This window comes from Arthrobacter sp. MDT1-48-3, assembly GCF_054511015.1.
The window spans coordinates 376,314-393,558 of the sequence record NZ_JBTNDL010000003.1; the positions used below are offsets into that span (position 1 = coordinate 376,314).

The 17,245-nt window shown below is 69.6% G+C and carries 6 protein-coding genes; 3 read left to right on the top strand and 3 right to left on the bottom strand.

Features of this window, described 5'->3' with window-relative positions; all coding sequences use genetic code 11:
- Positions 1-47: 47 nt before the first annotated feature.
- The 3 genes from ACX80L_RS09445 to ACX80L_RS09455 form a co-directional block, all read right to left on the bottom strand.
- Complete coding sequence (locus ACX80L_RS09445; protein ID WP_459289219.1) at positions 48-4,346, bottom strand: FtsK/SpoIIIE domain-containing protein; 4,299 nt, start codon at positions 4,344-4,346, stop codon at positions 48-50.
- A gap of 61 nt (positions 4,347-4,407) precedes the next feature.
- The gene (locus ACX80L_RS09450; RefSeq protein WP_459289220.1) at positions 4,408-5,754 is read right to left on the bottom strand and encodes a type 1 periplasmic-binding domain-containing protein; all 1,347 of its coding nucleotides are present in this window, start codon (positions 5,752-5,754) and stop codon (positions 4,408-4,410) included.
- Positions 5,751-8,837 carry a hypothetical protein gene (locus ACX80L_RS09455; RefSeq protein ID WP_459289221.1) on the bottom strand — a complete coding sequence of 1,029 codons (3,087 nt, stop codon included), beginning with the start codon at positions 8,835-8,837 and terminating at the stop codon, positions 5,751-5,753. The genes ACX80L_RS09450 and ACX80L_RS09455 overlap by 4 nt, the downstream gene beginning before the upstream one ends.
- Before the next feature lie 212 nt (positions 8,838-9,049).
- Here ACX80L_RS09455 and ACX80L_RS09460 point away from each other — a divergent pair, with 212 nt between their 5' ends.
- The 3 genes from ACX80L_RS09460 (at position 9,050) to ACX80L_RS09470 (ending at position 17,151) form a co-directional block, all read left to right on the top strand.
- Positions 9,050-9,331, top strand: a complete 282-nt coding sequence (locus tag ACX80L_RS09460) for a pyrophosphorylase (RefSeq protein WP_133080355.1) — start codon at positions 9,050-9,052, stop codon at positions 9,329-9,331.
- Between the two features lie 257 nt (positions 9,332-9,588).
- Complete coding sequence (locus ACX80L_RS09465; RefSeq protein WP_459289222.1) at positions 9,589-15,489, top strand: DUF6531 domain-containing protein; 5,901 nt, start codon at positions 9,589-9,591, stop codon at positions 15,487-15,489.
- Between the two features lie 885 nt (positions 15,490-16,374).
- A complete protein-coding gene (locus ACX80L_RS09470; protein ID WP_459289224.1) occupies positions 16,375-17,151 on the top strand; it encodes a hypothetical protein in 777 nt (258 codons plus the stop codon).
- The last annotated feature ends 94 nt before the right edge of the window (positions 17,152-17,245 follow it).

Consider the following 17,245-nt stretch of genomic DNA (forward strand, 5'->3'; position numbering starts at 1 on the left):
TCTGCCGTGCGCACCCGTGTCTGGGCCCCTGTCATCGTAGGTGCCGGTCAGCCTCCGGGACTGATCGACTGGACGAGCGACACCTGTCCGCCCACCCCGAGGTATCCGCGTCCGGTGGTCAACGCCACCGGCGCCTTCCGTGGCAGCGCCGCACCCAGCAGCTCGCCGTCGTAGTCCACATCCGGCTGCAGCAGCACGCCGAGGCGTGACTTGCGGACCGTCTTGGTCCAGTGTCCGTACAGTCCGCGGAGATCCGCGGCCCGGCCCGCCGCGATGACGCACAATCCCGACGTCCCGGAGGCCACGATGCCGGCGATGGACTGGTCGGGGTCCTCGAACCGCTCCGCGTCGTCGACCAGGAGGAACACCGGGCCGCGCTCGAGCCGCAGGGACGCCAGCAGGGCCGGGACCTCGTCCGCGCCGACGGCCGTACGGTCGAGGGCAGCGGAGGCCAGGGGGGAGCGACGGTCGCAGATGCCCCAGACCTGGGCTGCTCCCTGGGGTGTGGCCGCTCCCCGCAGGGCCGCGGCGAGTGCCATGAGCAGCGTGGACTTCCCGGAGCGGGCGGGCCCGGCGATGAGCGCATGCTCACCCTCGTAGACCTCCAGGAACGCGGGGGAGAGGTCCGACTCCTGGAGTCCGATCGGGATGCGCCACGGCTCGGCGTCCAGGTGCGGTTCCACCCCCAGGTCCTGCAGGGTGACGTCCGCAGGCAGGCGCCGGATGGCCCGGGACTTCGTGGGGGCGTCGGCCCAGCCCTGCCGTACCCGGTCCACGGCGGCGGCGACCCCGATGCGGGGCGTGGCCACATGCATCTGGAGCGCGGTGCGGGGGTCCACGCAGCGGCCCGGGAGTGCGGCCGGGATCTGCTTGCCGCGGACGCCGAGCGAGGAGTAGTCGTAGGTGTCCGCCAACCGGAACAGCCACCGCTGGAGGGTCACCTCGTTCATGGCCGAGGGCACCGCCTTGGCACGTGTGGTGGAGACCGCGAAGGAGAGTCCGAGCGCCGGGCCGTCCGCGTACGCACGGTACAGCAGGTCCAGCAGCTGCTGCCCCTCGTAGTCCTGGAGCTCGTCCCGCAGGGAGGCCAGGCCGTCCAGCAGCACCACGGTGCGGCGGTGCGTGCCAGGCTCCGCGCGGCGCCGTTCCAGCTCGCCGTGCAGATGTCGCAGGAAGCGGGCCTGCTGCTCCTTGGCGCCGGCCCCGGAACCCACGTAGGCGACGGTGTGCGGCAGCCCTTCCAGGGCCGCGAGCGCCCGCGAACCCAGGTCGAGGACCATCAGGTCGAGGTCGGCCGGATCCGTGTCCCGGGCGAGGGACAGCGCGATGGACGCCAGTGCGGTCGTCGTACCGGAACCGGCCACGCCCATCAGCATCAGGTTGCCCGCAGACAGGTCCCAGCCCGCCGCGGACTGGCGCTGCAACTCCGGCTCGTCCATGAGCGTCACCAGCACCGAGGAGCCCCGCACCCCGCCCACCCTCGGCAGGTGGTGCGGGTCGGGTTCGTCCGCGCCGTCGTCGTGCCCCTCGGGGAGGAACCCGTCCAGCTCCACGCGCTCGCCGAGGGCCTCGGGCCAGACCTGCCGCGGCGGTGCGTAGCCGGCGTCGGCGTTGGCCCCCACCACGGCATCGATGAGGAGGTCGAGGTCGTTCTCGTCCGACGCCGCGGCTGCGGACGCCGCCGCCGGGGGCACGGGGACGCCGAACCGGCGCACCTCGCGGACATCCACCGCCGCGCCCCCGCCGGCCTGCACGCGTCCCGTGACGAGGGCCGTCTGCACGGGTGTGATCTCGTCCTGGCCGAGCTTCACGTAGGCCCGGCCCATCTGTGCCCGGCCGATCGCCGAGGCCGCCGGGACGCCGATGACGTTGCTGGAGTCCTCGCGGCTCTGCACCCGCAGCGCCACCCGGAGGTTGGTGTTCGCGAGGATGTCCTCGCTGACGACGCCGGCGGGGCGCTGCGTCGCCAGGATCATGTGCACGCCCAGGGTCCGGCCCACGGCCCCCACGCTGACGAGCGCCTTGAGCACGTCCGGGAAGTCCTTCGCCAGCATCGCGAACTCGTCGATCACGAGGAGCAGCCTCGGCATGGGCTCGGCAGGGTTCGTGGCGAGGTAGGCGTTCAGGTTGTCGATACCCTCGCCGGCCGCCGCGAAGACCCGCTGGCGGCGCTCCATCTCCGCTTCCAGGGCCAGGAGGGCGCGGTCGGCCAGTTGCTCGTCCAGGTTGGAGATGGTGCCGATAGTGTGCGGGAGACGTTCGCAGGCCTTGAACGCCGCCCCGCCCTTGAAGTCCACGAGGATGAAGTTCAGGCGGGTGGGATCGTTGCGTGCCGCGAGGCCCGCCACGAGGGAGCGCAGGAACTCGGACTTGCCGGAGCCGGTGGTGCCGCCCACCAGGCCGTGCGGGCCGTCCTTGACGAGGTCCAGCGTCAGGGTCCCGTTCTCGTCCGTGCCGATCGGCGTCGACACCCCCGGGGAGGTCTCCCACATGCGGCGGATCGTGGCCGGGTCGGGGTGCTCGTAGCCCAGGAGTCGGGGCAGCCGCACGAGGGCGGGAAGGGAAGCCCCGGGGACGCTGAGCTCCGGGTCGTCGAAGTGTGCCAGGCGCATGGCGCAGCGCAGCGCCTCCTCCTCGTCGAGGCCAGCGAGGATGACGTCGTCCACGCGGACCAGGTCCTCCGGTTGCTCGACGGTGGCCGCTGCATCCGACCCCACCCTGATGATGGTGGTGCAGGCCGCCGGCAGTTGCTCCTCGGACGTGGCGATGACGATGCCCGCCACCCGGGACGTGCGCTGGTGCGCCGTCAGGGAGGCCCCCGGAACGGAGCGGCCCATGCCGAGCAGTGCGCGAGCCGGGGCATCCCGGCCCTCGGTGAGGACCTCGGAGTCCAGGACCACCAGCAGGGCCGGCGTGGGCAGTTCGGCGACCGTGTCCTTGAGCGAGCGGAGCATGGCAAGACTCGTCTCACGATGATCGGACATCCACCGCCGGCCCGTGCTGCTGCCGGCCTGGCGGGTATGCGGGAGCCAGGAAGCCCACTCCCACTCGTCGGCGCGTCCGGCGTCGCAGAAGACGCCGACGGTCAGGTCTGCGGGTCCGACGTGCACCGCGGCCTGGGCGAGGAGGGACCGCGCGAGCGCCAGGGTGCCGTCCCGCGGTCCCACGATGCCCACCACTCCGGCGTCGGTGAGGTCCACCAGCACGGGTGCGGCCAGCAGGCGCGCCGCCGCGAGGGAGTCCCTGACCTTCTCCTGCATGCGGGGGCCGGCCGACCGATCCACCGGGGGCTTCCACGGGACGTCGCCCGTGCCGGCGTGCAGGGCCAGGAAGTCGTCGGCGTCGGCGCGGCGCTGCCACAGGGAGGTGGCGGGGAGAGCCGCGCGCCGTACGACGGTCGCGGGGTCGGGGATCAGCCGGTGGCGCAGGGCGGTCTCGGTCTCCGCTGCCGCACGGATCTGCTGCTCGAAATCCTCGATCGCTGCGGTGAAGCGGGCGTCCTCGTCCTTGAGTCCGCGGGCGTGACGGCGTTTCTGCTCGAACCACATGCCCACGGCCATGACCGGGCTGAGCATGGCGAACATCGCGAAGCGGAGGTCCCGCAGGATGATGACCATGGCCACGGCCATCACGAGGGGCGCGAGCACGCTGATGTAGCTGAACTTGCCGGCGGGCGGGACGTCCTTGGGGCTCGGGGGGATGAGCGCGTCGGCCGCCGGGGCCTTTCCGGGACGGGGCGGCCGGTTGAAGGGCGCCGTCGCCGCGGGGGTCAGGTTGTGCAGGCTGCCCGGCGCGGGGGCCGGGGTCTCGTCGAGGGACCGGCGCAGCAGGAGCACTGTCCCGCCCGCCGTGATCGTGGCGATCTCGCGGACCAGGACGCCGTCGTCCCCCACCCTCTCGCCGTCCACGAGGGTCCCGTTCGTGGAGCCGCTGTCCAGGACCCGCACGCCGTCGTCCTCCCGGCGAAGGCGGCAGTGCTCCCAGGATGCGCTCTCGGCGGGCAGGGTGAGATCGGCGTGGGGTGACCGGCCGATGAGCATCTCGCGACCGCGAGGGACGTCGGTCACCGCGCCGGTGTGCTGGCCGCCGGCGAGTGTCACGCTCCAGTCGCGCACGCGCTGGGGAGCCGGCCACGGTGCCCGGGCGATGCGGCTGCCCTCCAGGAGGACGAGCTCCGACACAGGGGTGGACCCGCGGACCTCGGCCTCGTCCACGAACACGGACTCGTCGGGCCCGAGGCGTGGCCCGCCGGCGATCTCCACCAGGTCCGCCAGCGTGGTGGCCGGCGCTGCGTGCGCCACCTCGCACTCGAAGCGACGCTCGTCCAGGTCTATCAGCACGCGCACCGGGCGATCCTTCTGTCAGTGGAGTGGACCCGTCCACGGAGCGTGGGCCGGGGACGTTCGGTCAGGGGCCGGGCGTGGGGGCCGGCGCCGGCACCCAGACGAGGCGCGGGGCGTCCTCGTCCGCCGGGCGCAGGCCCAGGTCCTGGGGGGACGCGTAGACCGGCATGGCTTCGGCGGTGAGCGCCTCGGGGCGCGAGAAGTCCAGCGGCGGTCCTGCGAGCCCTTCACCGGGACCCAGCGAGACGGAGCGAAGCGCCTCGCCGACCTCTGACGGATCGCCGCTGCCGGCCAGGGCGACCGCCCGCACCAGGGCGACGACGGCGTCGTGGCTGGCCGCGTCGGCTGCCCAGGCATCAGCGGAGAACGGGGCGTCACCGGTCAGGTTCTTGACGTCGGCGTCGCCCGCCGCCAGGCGCACGGCGGACAGGAAGGCGGACATCCCGCGCCCCTGGGCGTCCTGCTGCAGGGCGGCGCTGTCGCCGGCGGACGGCGCGATGCCGACCAGCTGCCCTGAGGCGGTCCCGTCGAGATCGGAGAGCGCGGAGGCGAAGTCCGGGGCGGTCGCGCCGTCGGGCAGGATCAGGGGTACGGAGACGTTCCGGGACTGCAGGGCCTGGACCAGACGGGCCAGCCGCTGCGGAGTGGCGGCGGAGACGACCACGGCGTCCGCGGAACCGGTGGCTCCCGTGGACCCGTTGCCCGCGGGGGCGTCCGGCGCGCGCTGCTGGTCGCCGGTGAGGATGGCGGCTTCCTGTGCCATGCCCGTCACGTCGTCGAAGTCCTGGAGGTCGAGGGTCTGCGCGATCGGTACCGACGCAGGGGTGGGGCCGCCGTCGGTGACGAGCAGGACGCTGGTCCTGCCGTTCACCGCCGTCCGGAGGGCCACGTCGACGGAGCTGCGGGACGGCATCGTGGTCCAGAGGGACGGCGCTGCCTCCGCCGGCTGCGCGTACGGCAGGATCGCCGGGAGTCCGAGCTTCGAAGCGGCCTGGGCCGCCGCCCGGGCCTGCGTGCCCGAACTCGCGATGACGACGCCGGACACGCCCTGCTCGGCGAGTGCCTGGACGGCGGCGCGTGCGCCGTCCTCGGTCCCGCGGTCGTTCGCGGTGGGGAGGGTGAGGGCGGCGCCGCCCTGGGCGAAGCGCTGTGCGGCGACGACTGCGCCCTGAGCCGCCCGGTTGTACTCGGAGCCGGGCTCGCCGGACTGGCCGAACGTCAGGACGACGCCGATGGTCAGGTCCTCGGGCAGGCCTTCGGCCTGCAGCGCCACGGGAACGGTTGCGGCCACGGGGTCGGGCCGGATGGCCTCGGCGGGGCGATTCACCACCGCGGTCAGGGCGATCACGGCCGCGACGACGAGGGCAGCCCCGACGACGAGCAGCGTCATGAGTCTGGTGCGCGGGCTCATACGCCGGCGTCGATCGTCAGGGTGTACAGGGTCTGCGACGCCGCGCCCTCCGGCACCTCGAGGTGGAAGGGCGGCAGTTCCTCGACGGCCGCGAGGGAGGCCTTGAACTGTGCCTGGCGCAGCAGCAGCCCGTCCACGTCCCGTGAGCGGATGTTGGTGTACCCCTCGGCGTTCTGGGAGGCGAGGGCCAGCTGGAAGTCGGCGGTGTCGGCCTTGGCTGCGCTGGTGGCCATGGAGCCGAGGAGGCCGGAGCCGTTCACCGTGCGGTCGCCGAGATCGAGCATCACGTTGTTGAGGCTCGACGCCAGCAGTGCGCTCGCGCCCTCGACATCGCGGGTGGAACCGGACGTGCTGGAGGCGATGTTCGCGAGCGAGGACCGGGTGCTCCTGTCGAGGCTCGCGGCCAGGGCGTCGCCGCGCTCGTTCAGTTCGTTGCGCTGCTTGTCCACCGTCCCGCCGGCCTCGGTCACGACGTCGTCCGAGGTCGCTTTCAGGCCGGTGATGGAGCGGTCGAACGCCGTGATGACGGAGGCGGAGCCAGCGTCGCCGATCTCGGCGACCTCCCGCACCTGGTCGTCGACGAGCTTCGAGATCTCGGTGGAGGTCTCCTTCGAGACGTCGCGGAGGGACTCCCTGATCTCGACGCCGAGTTCGTCCTGCTGCTCCTGCAGCCCCTCGAGGCTCTGGGCCACCAGGTCGGAGGAGCCGATCGCTTCGACGAGCACCACCTTGAGGGCTTCGAGTTCGTTGCGGGTGCTACTGACGTCTTCCGTCGCGGCCTCGTCCAGCTTCTTCACGGCCTCGTCGATCGCGTCCAGCCCGGAGTCGTTGCCGGTGATGGCTTCGTCCAGGTCGTCGAAGGCCCTGGAGATCTTCTGATCCGGGTCCGTGGTGTCGACGGCGTCGAGGACCGAGTCCCAGGCGGTGGCCTGCTCACGGAGCCGGACGTCCAGCGGGTCCGCGAAGTCGCGGGGCGGGATCAGGTCCAGCACGGGAAGCGCCTCGACCGTCGTCCGGAGGTGCACAGCGCTGTCCATCGTGGCGCCCGTCGTGGACCCGTCCGTTGCGAATCCGTCCGTTGCCGGTTCGTCCGTTGCCGGTACGTCCGTCGTGGATCCGCCTGGCGACGGCTTGTCTGCGGAGGGATCGCCCGGCGTCACCGTGGGCGTCGGCGTTGGGATGATCGTGGGGGAGGGCGTCGGCTCGGATTCGGTGGGCTCTGGCTCTGGCTCGGAGTCGGACGGCTCGCAGGGCATGGACGTCAGGTAGGAGCGCAGCTCCTCCACCTCGCCCGTGGAGAGCCGGCCCCTCCGGGGAGAATCGCCGTCGGCCAGCTCGCACAGCTCGTCGGCGAGCTGCTGGGTCTGTTGCGTCATCGAGCCGTCCCGCCGTGAGCCGTCGACCAGTTCGCCTCTGGCTTCCTCCGCTGTCTCGCCGATGGCCCTCAGCTTGTCCCGGAGACCGTCGACGCTGTCGCGGGCCATCTCCGAGGCATCCCGGGTCGTTCCGACGGACTTCCGGGCGGACGTGATCGCGTCCCTCACCGCTGCGAGGGCCGTCACGTAGTCCTCATCGTCCGCGGCACCGGCGAGCAGCGTCTCGAGGTCCGCATCCACCTGTTCCAGCGCTTTTGTGGAACTCTCCTGGTCGGCGATCGCGTTCTCGATCATCTGCGGCTGCAGGCCCGCGACGAGCGCGTCGCCCTTCGCCTTGAGGCCCAGTAGGGCAGCCGTGACGGTCGTTGCTGAACTGCGCAGCGAACATGTCACCGAGCCCTGTTCGGCGCACTCCTCCGGTGTCGGGTTCTCCGGGCCCACCGTGATCCTGAGGGAGTCGGCGACGGAGTCGCGGCAGTCTGCGCTGACCTTCGCGTAGGCATCGAGCTGCGCCGCCATCGTCAGGATGCTGGAGTAGACCGTGGCCGTCTGGCCCGGCTTCGGCACCTCGGCGGAACAGCCGTCGCCGGAGATCGGGACCGTGGTGGGCGCGGCCGACGTGTCGCCCAGCATCGCGTCCACCGCGGACACGGTCTGCTGCAGCTGGGACATCGTCGTGGACTGCGTCGCGTTCGTCGCAGCTTCCAGGTCCCCACCGAGGACCTGCAGCTGCTCCTTCAGGTCCAGCATCGTCCGGGCCAGGGCCTGGGAGTTGTCGCGCAGTTCACCGGCAGTCTCGACGCCCAGGGTCTCGGCGGTGGTTTCGAGGTTCTGCCGGACGTCCGTGATGGTGGATCCTGCCTTGGTCAGCACGATGTTCACGTCGGAGACCAGGGAGATGGTGCGCCGCTGCAGATCGAGTTCGGACCCCGTACCCGAGGAGAATGCGCTGGTGACCACGCCGTCGGCGCTCAGATCGTTGTTCAGGCCCGGCTGCACCGCCAGATCGAATGCGGGCACCTGGAAGTCCTCGACGTCGGCCACGAGGCGCAGCGTGGTACTGGCTCCGGAACGTGGCGGGGCCAGGACCGTGGCCCACTGCACGACCGCCGAGCCGTCCTTCGTGCTGCTCAGAACCCCGTTGGTGCCCGTCGAACCGTCCGCGGAGCCCGGGGTGACGTCGTCCGCCCGTACGCCCTCCAGCTTCGTCGATGCGGCGATCGTCAGCGGAGCACCGACGAGGGCGGTGTCGGAGCGGGTCTGGCCCGCCGCGTCGTACTCGATGGTCTGTGGCTTGACGGTGAGGTTCTCGAGTGTCAGGTCTATCTCGACCGGGCCGGTGTGGCCCTGGAGATCCGTGAGATCGGACCCGGACCTGTTCCCGGCCCGGTACTGGAGGCTCACCCGCACCGGCAGCTCGCCCACCGTGTCGGCGGTGTTGTACTCCGTGTCCTTCGCAGAGGACTCGCCGGTCGCGGTCACCGCGATGGTGGTTCCCTCGATCGTCTCCACGCCTGCGGCAGGGGAGAGGTTCACACGCACGGTCTGCAGGAGCTTGACCGGGTCCGACACCGGCTCCGGGTTGCGGGTGGGTGTGCACGACGTCGTCGCGATCAGTCCCACGGCAACGAGGACGGCACTCAGCCCCCGTCCGGGCGCGCCGAGGCGCCTCGGGTTGTGCTGGTGCATGCGAGACCGTGTGGCCATGATCGTCCCCAATTCCGTTCGGTGCCTTGAGCATCATACGTGCGGGCGAACGCATTCTTCGTCCGGCACTCCTGCAGTTGTTGCGGACGTTTCACGCAACGTTTACTCCGGTAGTGGCTTTTGCGAATTGGTATTGGTAGCGTCACGAGCGTCCGCTCGCCGGTCGTTCAGCCCGGCATTGAAGCGGTTGTCTCTTGGGGAGGATATTTTTCATGTCGCGTGTGTTGTCTACCGAGCAAGCGAAGGCTGCTATCGGCCAGGTCCAGTCGATCATCAATGGTGGTTTCACCGATCAGATCTCGGCGCTGGATGCGCAGGGCAGGATCCTGTCGGACCCGAATATCTGGGACGGGCCGCTGGCCTCGCAGTTCCGGGGTTCGACGTGGCCGGAGACGAAGGCCGCCCTGGATAAGGCCAAGCAGGAACTGGAAGAGCTGCGGACGCAGCTGCAGAAGATCTCGCAGGACATTTTCTCCGCCGGCGGCGGCGCCTAAGTACGCATTCGCCGATATGAGGTGAGGTGATCGCGCCGCCGGATCGAGGGGCGCGATCACCTCATCGGTGCGGATCAGTTCTACCGGCCCGTATTTCTCCCGGCCCGGGTTCTTTGCGTTTTCCACCGGCCTGAGGTGATTTCCGGGCCGGCAGGGTTCTACGGTCTCTTGCGGGTGTGGGATGCCGTCCGGCAATGTCGGCGGCTGGTCGTTTTTCGGTTCTTTCTGCTGTTTGTTGCTTCTGGGGGGCGTTGGTTGTGACCGATTTCGTTGAGGTGCCGTTGTTGCCGGTATCGGATGCGTCCGATGGTGGGCGGTTCGATTACGGGGTGGCGGGAACGGTGAAGTCGGCGTTCGAGTCCGCGGCGTCCCGGCTCGAGGAGCAGTCGGCGACCCGGGCTTCCTATGTCTCGACGGCGAAAGAGGATTTCAGTGGTCGTTTCTCGGAGATCTTCCAGGCGAATGCGACAACGGCGGCCAGTGATGCAACAGCGTTGGCGGCGGCGTTGCGGACGGTCGCCGGGTATGTAGGGCAGATGATCGACGCCGGTCATGAGGAGGACACCCGGCGGAAGAAGAACAACGAGTGGGTGCGCGAGCACAACGACCGCAACGGTTTCGAGCAGTTCGGCGACTGGTTGTTCGGCGAGGAGGCTCGCCCGAACATGGATCCCGGCAGCGCTCCCTCGTTCGCGCCGGCGTCTGCCTCGACGGGTTCCCGCCAGACACCTGCGCCCGGTGGCGGTGGGTACGGGGGCGGGACGTCCTCGGCCCGGCCGGAGCATCTGCGTACATTCGCGACCAACGCCCGTGGACTGGACGAGGGTTTGTCCTCGGCGCCGGGCGCCCTGTCCGGGCACCTGTCCTCGTTCGCGTCGAGCTGCTACTGGGGGACCATCGAGGCCTCCGGTGTGATCAGTGCCTACCGCGAGTATCTGCGGGCGAATGAGAACGATGCGGTGTGGGCGGTCACGGTTGCTGACGCGTTCGCCGCGGCCGGTGGCGAGGGTGCCGTCTCGACGGTGTCGGATGCTGGCCTGGCCGAGGCCCTGGCCGCGGCCGGGGTCAGCGCGTCCCGGTCGGCGTTGAGCATTGACCCGCCGACGGCGGCGGGCGCGATGCCGACCAGCGGGTATGCGAATGATCCTGTGAACACCGCGACCGGGAACTTCATCGAACCCGAAACCGACCTCGGCTTCACGGGCCTGGCGTCGGGTCTGGTGCTCTCACGGATGTACAACTCGCTGGGCTCGGGCCTGGTGGTGCCGGGGGTGTTCGGTCCAGGCTGGGCTTCAGTGCTGGACCAGCACCTGAGCCTCTCAGACGAGGGTGCCCGCTGGGTGCTGGCCGACGGCCGCGCCATCGACTTCCCCCGCGAGGGCACCGGCTGGGGCCGGGCCGTGGGCGAGAACTACTGGCTCACCTGCGAACCCGCCACCTCTGCGGACCTGACGGAACTCGATCCCGTGTCTGACGGCGTGCATGCATCCTCCGAGTTGCTGGTGGTCCGCAACAACCAGGGTGGATGGTGGGCCTACTCCCTCGCCGGTTTCTGGTTGGGGACCGGGTCCGGACCGGGCCGGACTGTCTCGGTGATCCGCGAAGAACCGGCTGACCTTCGCCTGCCCGACGGCGGGAGCGTGACTGTGGGTGCTGCACCTGCCGGCGGTGCTGCCGATGACGGGGTGTCGGCTGGCGGGCCCGCCGGTGGTGTGCCGCTGGTGGCCCGGTTGTCGCATGGGCGGGGGCGTTTCCTGGAGATCGGCTACGTGGAGGGGCGTGCCACCGTGGTGCGGTCCTCGGACGGGCGTCGGGTGGAGTACGGGTACGACGACGCCGGCCGGCTGGTGACTGCCACCACGGAGACGGGGACCCGTTCCTACCGGTGGAACGAGGCCGGCCTGATCGACGCCGTGGTCTCGGCCGCCGGAGTCCTGGAGGCGGAGAACACGTATGACGAGCAGGGCCGGGTGATCCTGCAGTTCACGCAGCACGGGCGGCGGGTCCGGTTCGCGTACCTGCCGGGCCGGGTCACCGTCGTCTCGGACGAGGACGGCACTCGGTCCAACTCGTGGGTGGCGGATGCGAAGGGCCGCCTGGTCGGGGTCCTGGATTCCGAGGACAGGCGCCAGTCCATGGCCTACGACAGGCACGGGAACCTGGTGTCCCTCACCGAGCGCGACGGCTCCGTCACGGTGCACGCATACGACGAGCGGGGCCGCAGGATCCGGACAGTGACCCCTGAGGGCGCGGACCTGACCTACGGGTGGGACGAGCACGACCGGATCACCACCCTGGTCACCGCCACCGGATCGGTAGTCAGCTACGACTATCCCGATGGGATCACCCGGGACCCGTGCGTGGTGCACGACCCCCTGGGCGGCCGGACGATGCTGGAGTGGGATGACGGCCAGCTGGTGCGGGTCACGGACCCGGTCGGCGTGAGCGTCGGCTTCGAGTACGACGGGTTCGGGGACCTGGTCGCCACCCGCAACGCTGTCGGGGATGTTGCCCGGATCGTCCGGGACCGGGCGGGCCGCCCGGTTGCCGCTGTCAGCCCGTCCGGGGCCGAGACCCGGTTCGGTTACGACGCCAGGGGGCTCTTGGTCCGCCGTGAGGATCCGGATGGGGCGGTGTGGTCCTTCGAGTACGACCCGGCCGGACGGATGACGGCGTCGGTCGCCCCGGACGGGGGCCGGACCGAGCTGGAGTACGGGCCGACGGGGGACCTGGTCCGCACCGTCGACCCCCTCGGGCGAGTGATCGAGCGGGTGGTGGATGAGCTCGGCAACGTGACCGCGGCCATCCTGCCCGACGGCGGCTCCTGGGGGTTCTCCCATGACGCGATGTCGCGGCTGGTCGGGATCACGGATCCGGCCGGCCATGACTGGGTCCGCGAATACGACAGGGTCGGTGCGTTGACCGCGGTCGTGGATCCGACCGGAGTCCGCACCGACACCACCACCGACCGGAGGAACGGGACGGCGACGATCACGGACGCCTTCGCATCCGCGACCTACACCTTCGACCAGTACGGGCGGCCCACGAAGGTGGCCGGCGCGGACGGGTCGGCGGAGCTCATCACGTATGACGCGGCCGGGAACCCGGTGGAACTGCTCGACGGGGAGGGCGGCCTCACCATCCTGGGCCGGGATGCGGCGGGGAAGATCACCTCCATCACCTCGCCCGTCGGCGCGGTGACCCGGTACGAGTACGACGCGTGCGGGCGCCCCTGGAAGACCACCGACCCGACCGGCGCGACCACCGTGCTGGCGTATGACGCCGATCAGAGAGTTGCTTCCCGGACCCTGCCCACGGGTGAGGTCGAGTCCTTCACCTATGACGCGTGCGGCAGGTTGATCCTGCGCCGCACCCCCGGCAACGGGACCGCCCGGTACGGGTACGACGCGTGCGGGCGCCTGACGTACTCGCAGGACACCTGGTACGGGACCCGCCGCTTCACCTACAACACCGCCGGAGAGCTCACCTCCACCATCAGCGGGGTCGGTGGAAAGACGTACTTCGCCTACGACGCCCGGGGGCGCCTGGTCCGGATCACCGACCCCCTCGGCGGGGTCACCACCCGCACCTACACCGCCACCGACCAGGTCGATTCGGTGACGGATCCGCTGGGGCGGGTCACAACCGCGACCTACGACCCGGCCGGGCGGCAGCTGTCCCAGACCGACCCCGAGGGCCACACCACCACCTGGACCTATGACACCGCCGGTCAGGAAGCCACCACAAGCATCGACGGACGTCTGGTGGCCGCGATCGACCGCGATGCCCTGAACCGGCGCATCGTCATCACCGACCACACCGGGAACGTCGGCGCCGGTGCAGGTGCTGACGGGCTGGTCGTGGATCACGAACTCGGCTTCAATCGGTGCGGGCAGCTCACCTCCCGCACCCGGGGAGGGCAGGGCTTGTCGTGGGCGTACGACGCCGACGGCCACCGGACCAGCTTCACCGACGCCCGCGGCACGACCACCACCTACACCCACGACCCCGCCGGACGGCTCACCACCGTCACCAACCCGTTGTTGGGCGACGCGGTGTTCACCCACGACGCGTCCGGCCGCCTGACCCGCGTCACCGCCGGGAACCTCGCCCAGGAATGGACCTACCGCAACGGCACCCTGACCGAGCACACCCGCACAACTTCCTCCACCCGCGAGGGACGCGCCGATTACGTGGGCCGCTCTGACAGTGCCTCGAGCAATGCCGCGGGCACGGATGTGACGCTGATCGGTCGGGACGACGACGGACGGATCACCGCCCTGACCCGCGCCGGGGCCATCACCCGCTACGGGTACGACGGAGCCGGGCAGATGATCATCGCCACTACCACGCCCGTCAGGAGCGTGGGTGCGTCCGCATCAGATCCGGCGCCTGACGCCTCATCGGCAGCGGCGCGGGAGCAGCTGCCGGCAGTGGCCTCGGAGTGGGAGTACGACGCCGGTGGACGCCTGATCCGCGAGAGCACCACCCCCGCGGGGACACGGGTGTTCGATTACGACGCCGCGGGTCAGCTCCTCGCCATCACCGGCCCCGACGGGTCCCGGACGGAATTCGTCCACGACGGCCTTGGCCGGCGCACCCGCCTCATCGGCGTCGACGGATCCTGGACCGAGTACGCGTGGGGCCCCACCGGACACCTGAGCGGCACCTGCAACCGCACCCCCGACGGGGGTGTCACGTCCCGACACGAGCTGTGGGTCGACGCGCTCGGCGAGCTCGCCGGCATCGACGGCACGCGCCTCTGGTGGGACACAGCCAACCCCATCCCCACCCTCACCGACATCACCCCATTCAGTGACCGCATCGCGGGGGCAGGGACCACCGGCATCGCTGGTGTTGGTGGTGGGCAGGTGCTGTCCCTGCCCGGCGGCGTCACCGGGATCGGCGACGCCTGGACCGCGCCAAGCTGGCGGGCCGCCCGCCCGACCGACGAGACCGACCCTTGGGCAGCTCTCGGCACCCCCATCATCCCGACTCCCGTTGGGATGACCGGGGCCGGCACTGCCGGACTCGATGCCAGCGCGGGGCCGGCCGGGGTGCTGCCGGCGGGTGTCGGCCTCACCGGTCACGGTGGTGTGGACATCGCAGGCCTAGAATGGCTCGGCGCACGCGCTTACGACCCGGCGACCAGGGGCTTCCTCTCCACGGACCCTCTGGCTCCCGTCCTGGGCGCGGGCTGGGACGGCAACCCCTACGCCTACGCCGGCAACAACCCCCTGAACACCACCGACCCCACCGGGTTGAGGCCTCTCACCGACGATGAACTGAAGGCCTACGACGGTTCCACCGGCGGTGCCATCGCCGCCGCCGGGGACTGGCTCGGAGACAACTGGGAATACGTCGTCGGAGGTGCGGCCATCGTGGGCGGAGCGGCGTTGCTGTTCGTCCCGGGTGGGCAGGTCGTCGGAGCGGGACTGATCAGTTTCGGCGCCGACGTCGTGATCCAGAAAGCCACCACCGGTGACGTGAACTGGGGGCAAGCCGCCATCTCCGGTGGTCTTGGCATGGTCGGTGGCGGAGTAGGTATGGCGGCCGGCAGGATGGTCAGCAACCCCGTGGCCCGGGTGGCGGTCGCGAACGGTGTCGAGGGGGCGATCAGTGGAGCGGGCGCGTACGTTGCCGGGCCCGGGCCTCACACTCCAGCGGGTCTCGCGCGGGCCACCGCTATAGGCGGCGGCACTGGAGCCATTCCGTTGGGTGGTGCCGCCCAGAAGGTCCGACTACCAGCCCCGCCAGTGACGAGACTCGCCGATCTTGCGCCCAACCCCTATGCGGGAGTGCAGGACGCGTCTGCGTGGCTGCAGAAGCTTGGAGTTCCTCGCGAATACAGGAAAGAGGCTCTGCAGTCATTCCAGCCGGGAACGGTATCGTTGGAGGTTGCTGGCTCCGCGCAGTACGGACTGCGATTCTTCGGTGGCGGGTCTGAGGCACTCGGCCGATATATAACGCCTAACCTCCCTGCCACCAGGAGTGATCTGGCTCTGCCGTCTGTGAACACGATGGAACGGTTGGCGCAATTCAGGATTACCGAAGGTTCCGAGTACATATCCGGGAGGGTTGGTCCCAACTTCGGATATCCAGGCGGCGGCATTCAGTATTATGTCCCCGACCCCAACGTCTTGGTGAGAGTGGAGTGATGACCGTGGACTTGAGTAGTCTGCTGGCCTCTTTGAGGGAAGAATTGGCGCTCGACACTGGAAAACGCGCAACCAGCGCGTCTGACGCGTCTCTTGAATCCGTCATAAGTCTACTTCGAAGAGCTGAAATCTCGGCAGGAGCGGGCCAATCCGAACGAGTTCGAGAACTGTTGGACTCAGCCGCGCGTCAGGTATCGGATTCCTGGTCGTTCAATTCGAGCTTAGGCAAAGATATCCTTAGATGTAGTCAAAGGGCTGCTCGCTAGTCTTCGAGCCGGTTCGGGCCGTTCTCGCCATGCTGAACCCGAGATGTCCCGGCCAGCCCACTTCAGCATCCACTGGAATGCAGCTCGGGGAATGCTGCTACCCAAGTGAACCGCACAGAGTCCCAGTGGAAACGTGCTCCTAAGGGCTGCGGCGCCGCAGCCCTTAGGAGGGGCGAGCGGGGATCGGTGGGAAGGGGCATCTGGATTTCCGCCAGGGGTGGCAGCCAGGCAGGGAATTGACCTGTTTATCGCAACGAAGGCCCTGTCGTTTTCGTCTTGATGTAAGTTGCGAAGCCACCGACAGGTACCGCTGATGGGGGCTTATCTCATGAACTCTCCGGCCGGTCTCATACTGGGCTGTTGTTGAGTGCGCGGAATTCGTTGCCGAAAAGACAGGAGTAGCGCCATGGTGAGCGATAGCGTGAGTCCTGGCGCCGGGGATGAGGCCGTACCTGAGGGTTCTCGGGACTGTCATCATCGCTGCATGCGTCTTCTTCCGAGGGGCGTTCGCGCAAGCGATCCTTATCGAGGGCGGTTTCTTCGCCGGATAGATCGTCCTGAGCCCACTCATCACTTGTGGGACGGTCGGGTTGGCTGATCAGAGACGATGAAGAGGTTTATGAAACGCACTGCGCATAAAAGCGAGTCGGGGTTGGGATACCTGATCCTCGGCATTGCCATCGCCTGCGGCACTGCTGCGCTGATCGTCCTTGGACAACTCGAGGCGTCGTGGCCCGCATTCACAGCCCTCGCTGCGAGTGTCCTGCTGGGCGCGTGTCTGTTCAGATTCGGGGTGCGTCACGCTTGGTTGGCGCTGCTGTGCTTACTCGGCGCTCTGGCGGTCGGCCTGGTGCTTTTCGTCCGCATCGACGTGGCTGGTTCCGCGGGCATCGCCTGGATAGGAGGGTTCGTGGCCGGGACGCATCTGGGCGTTGCGTGGCGGATCGCAGCGAAGAACAGGAAGCCGGCTCCCGAGCGTGCTGCTTGGACAGTTGGCGGTCGAGGTATGCGCACTGTCGCGGAGGCAAGGGAGGCGGCTGCCGGTGCGTTGCGTGCTCTGGACGGCACGAAGGGCGGGCGGGTGTCCGTCGAGCGGGGTGGCGCGCGGTTCGAGGTGGCCGGTGCCTCGCACCCGGGCTTCATCTGCCATCGCACCACCGACGCCTCCGACGAAGGATCATGGGCGGTCCTGGTGCGCACAGGGCCGGTGCCGGATCAGTCGGTGGAGATACCGATGGGAGGCCCGAAGGGCTTCATGCCTCTGCGGCTCGTTCACGATGTCGAGTCGGTCGAGGAGGCGCTGGGCGACTTCTTCGCGGATCCGGGAGCGTCCTCGTTCGGATCAGAGTGGGAGAAAGGCAATCAGGCCGAGGGCACCCGCCTGCAGGCCCGCTAGTGTCTTTTCGTTGCTGAAAGCTGAAGTACGGGGAATTGATGGACACCCGTAGACGACGGCCGAGTGCCGATACCCGGGCGTAGGGTGGGGAGCT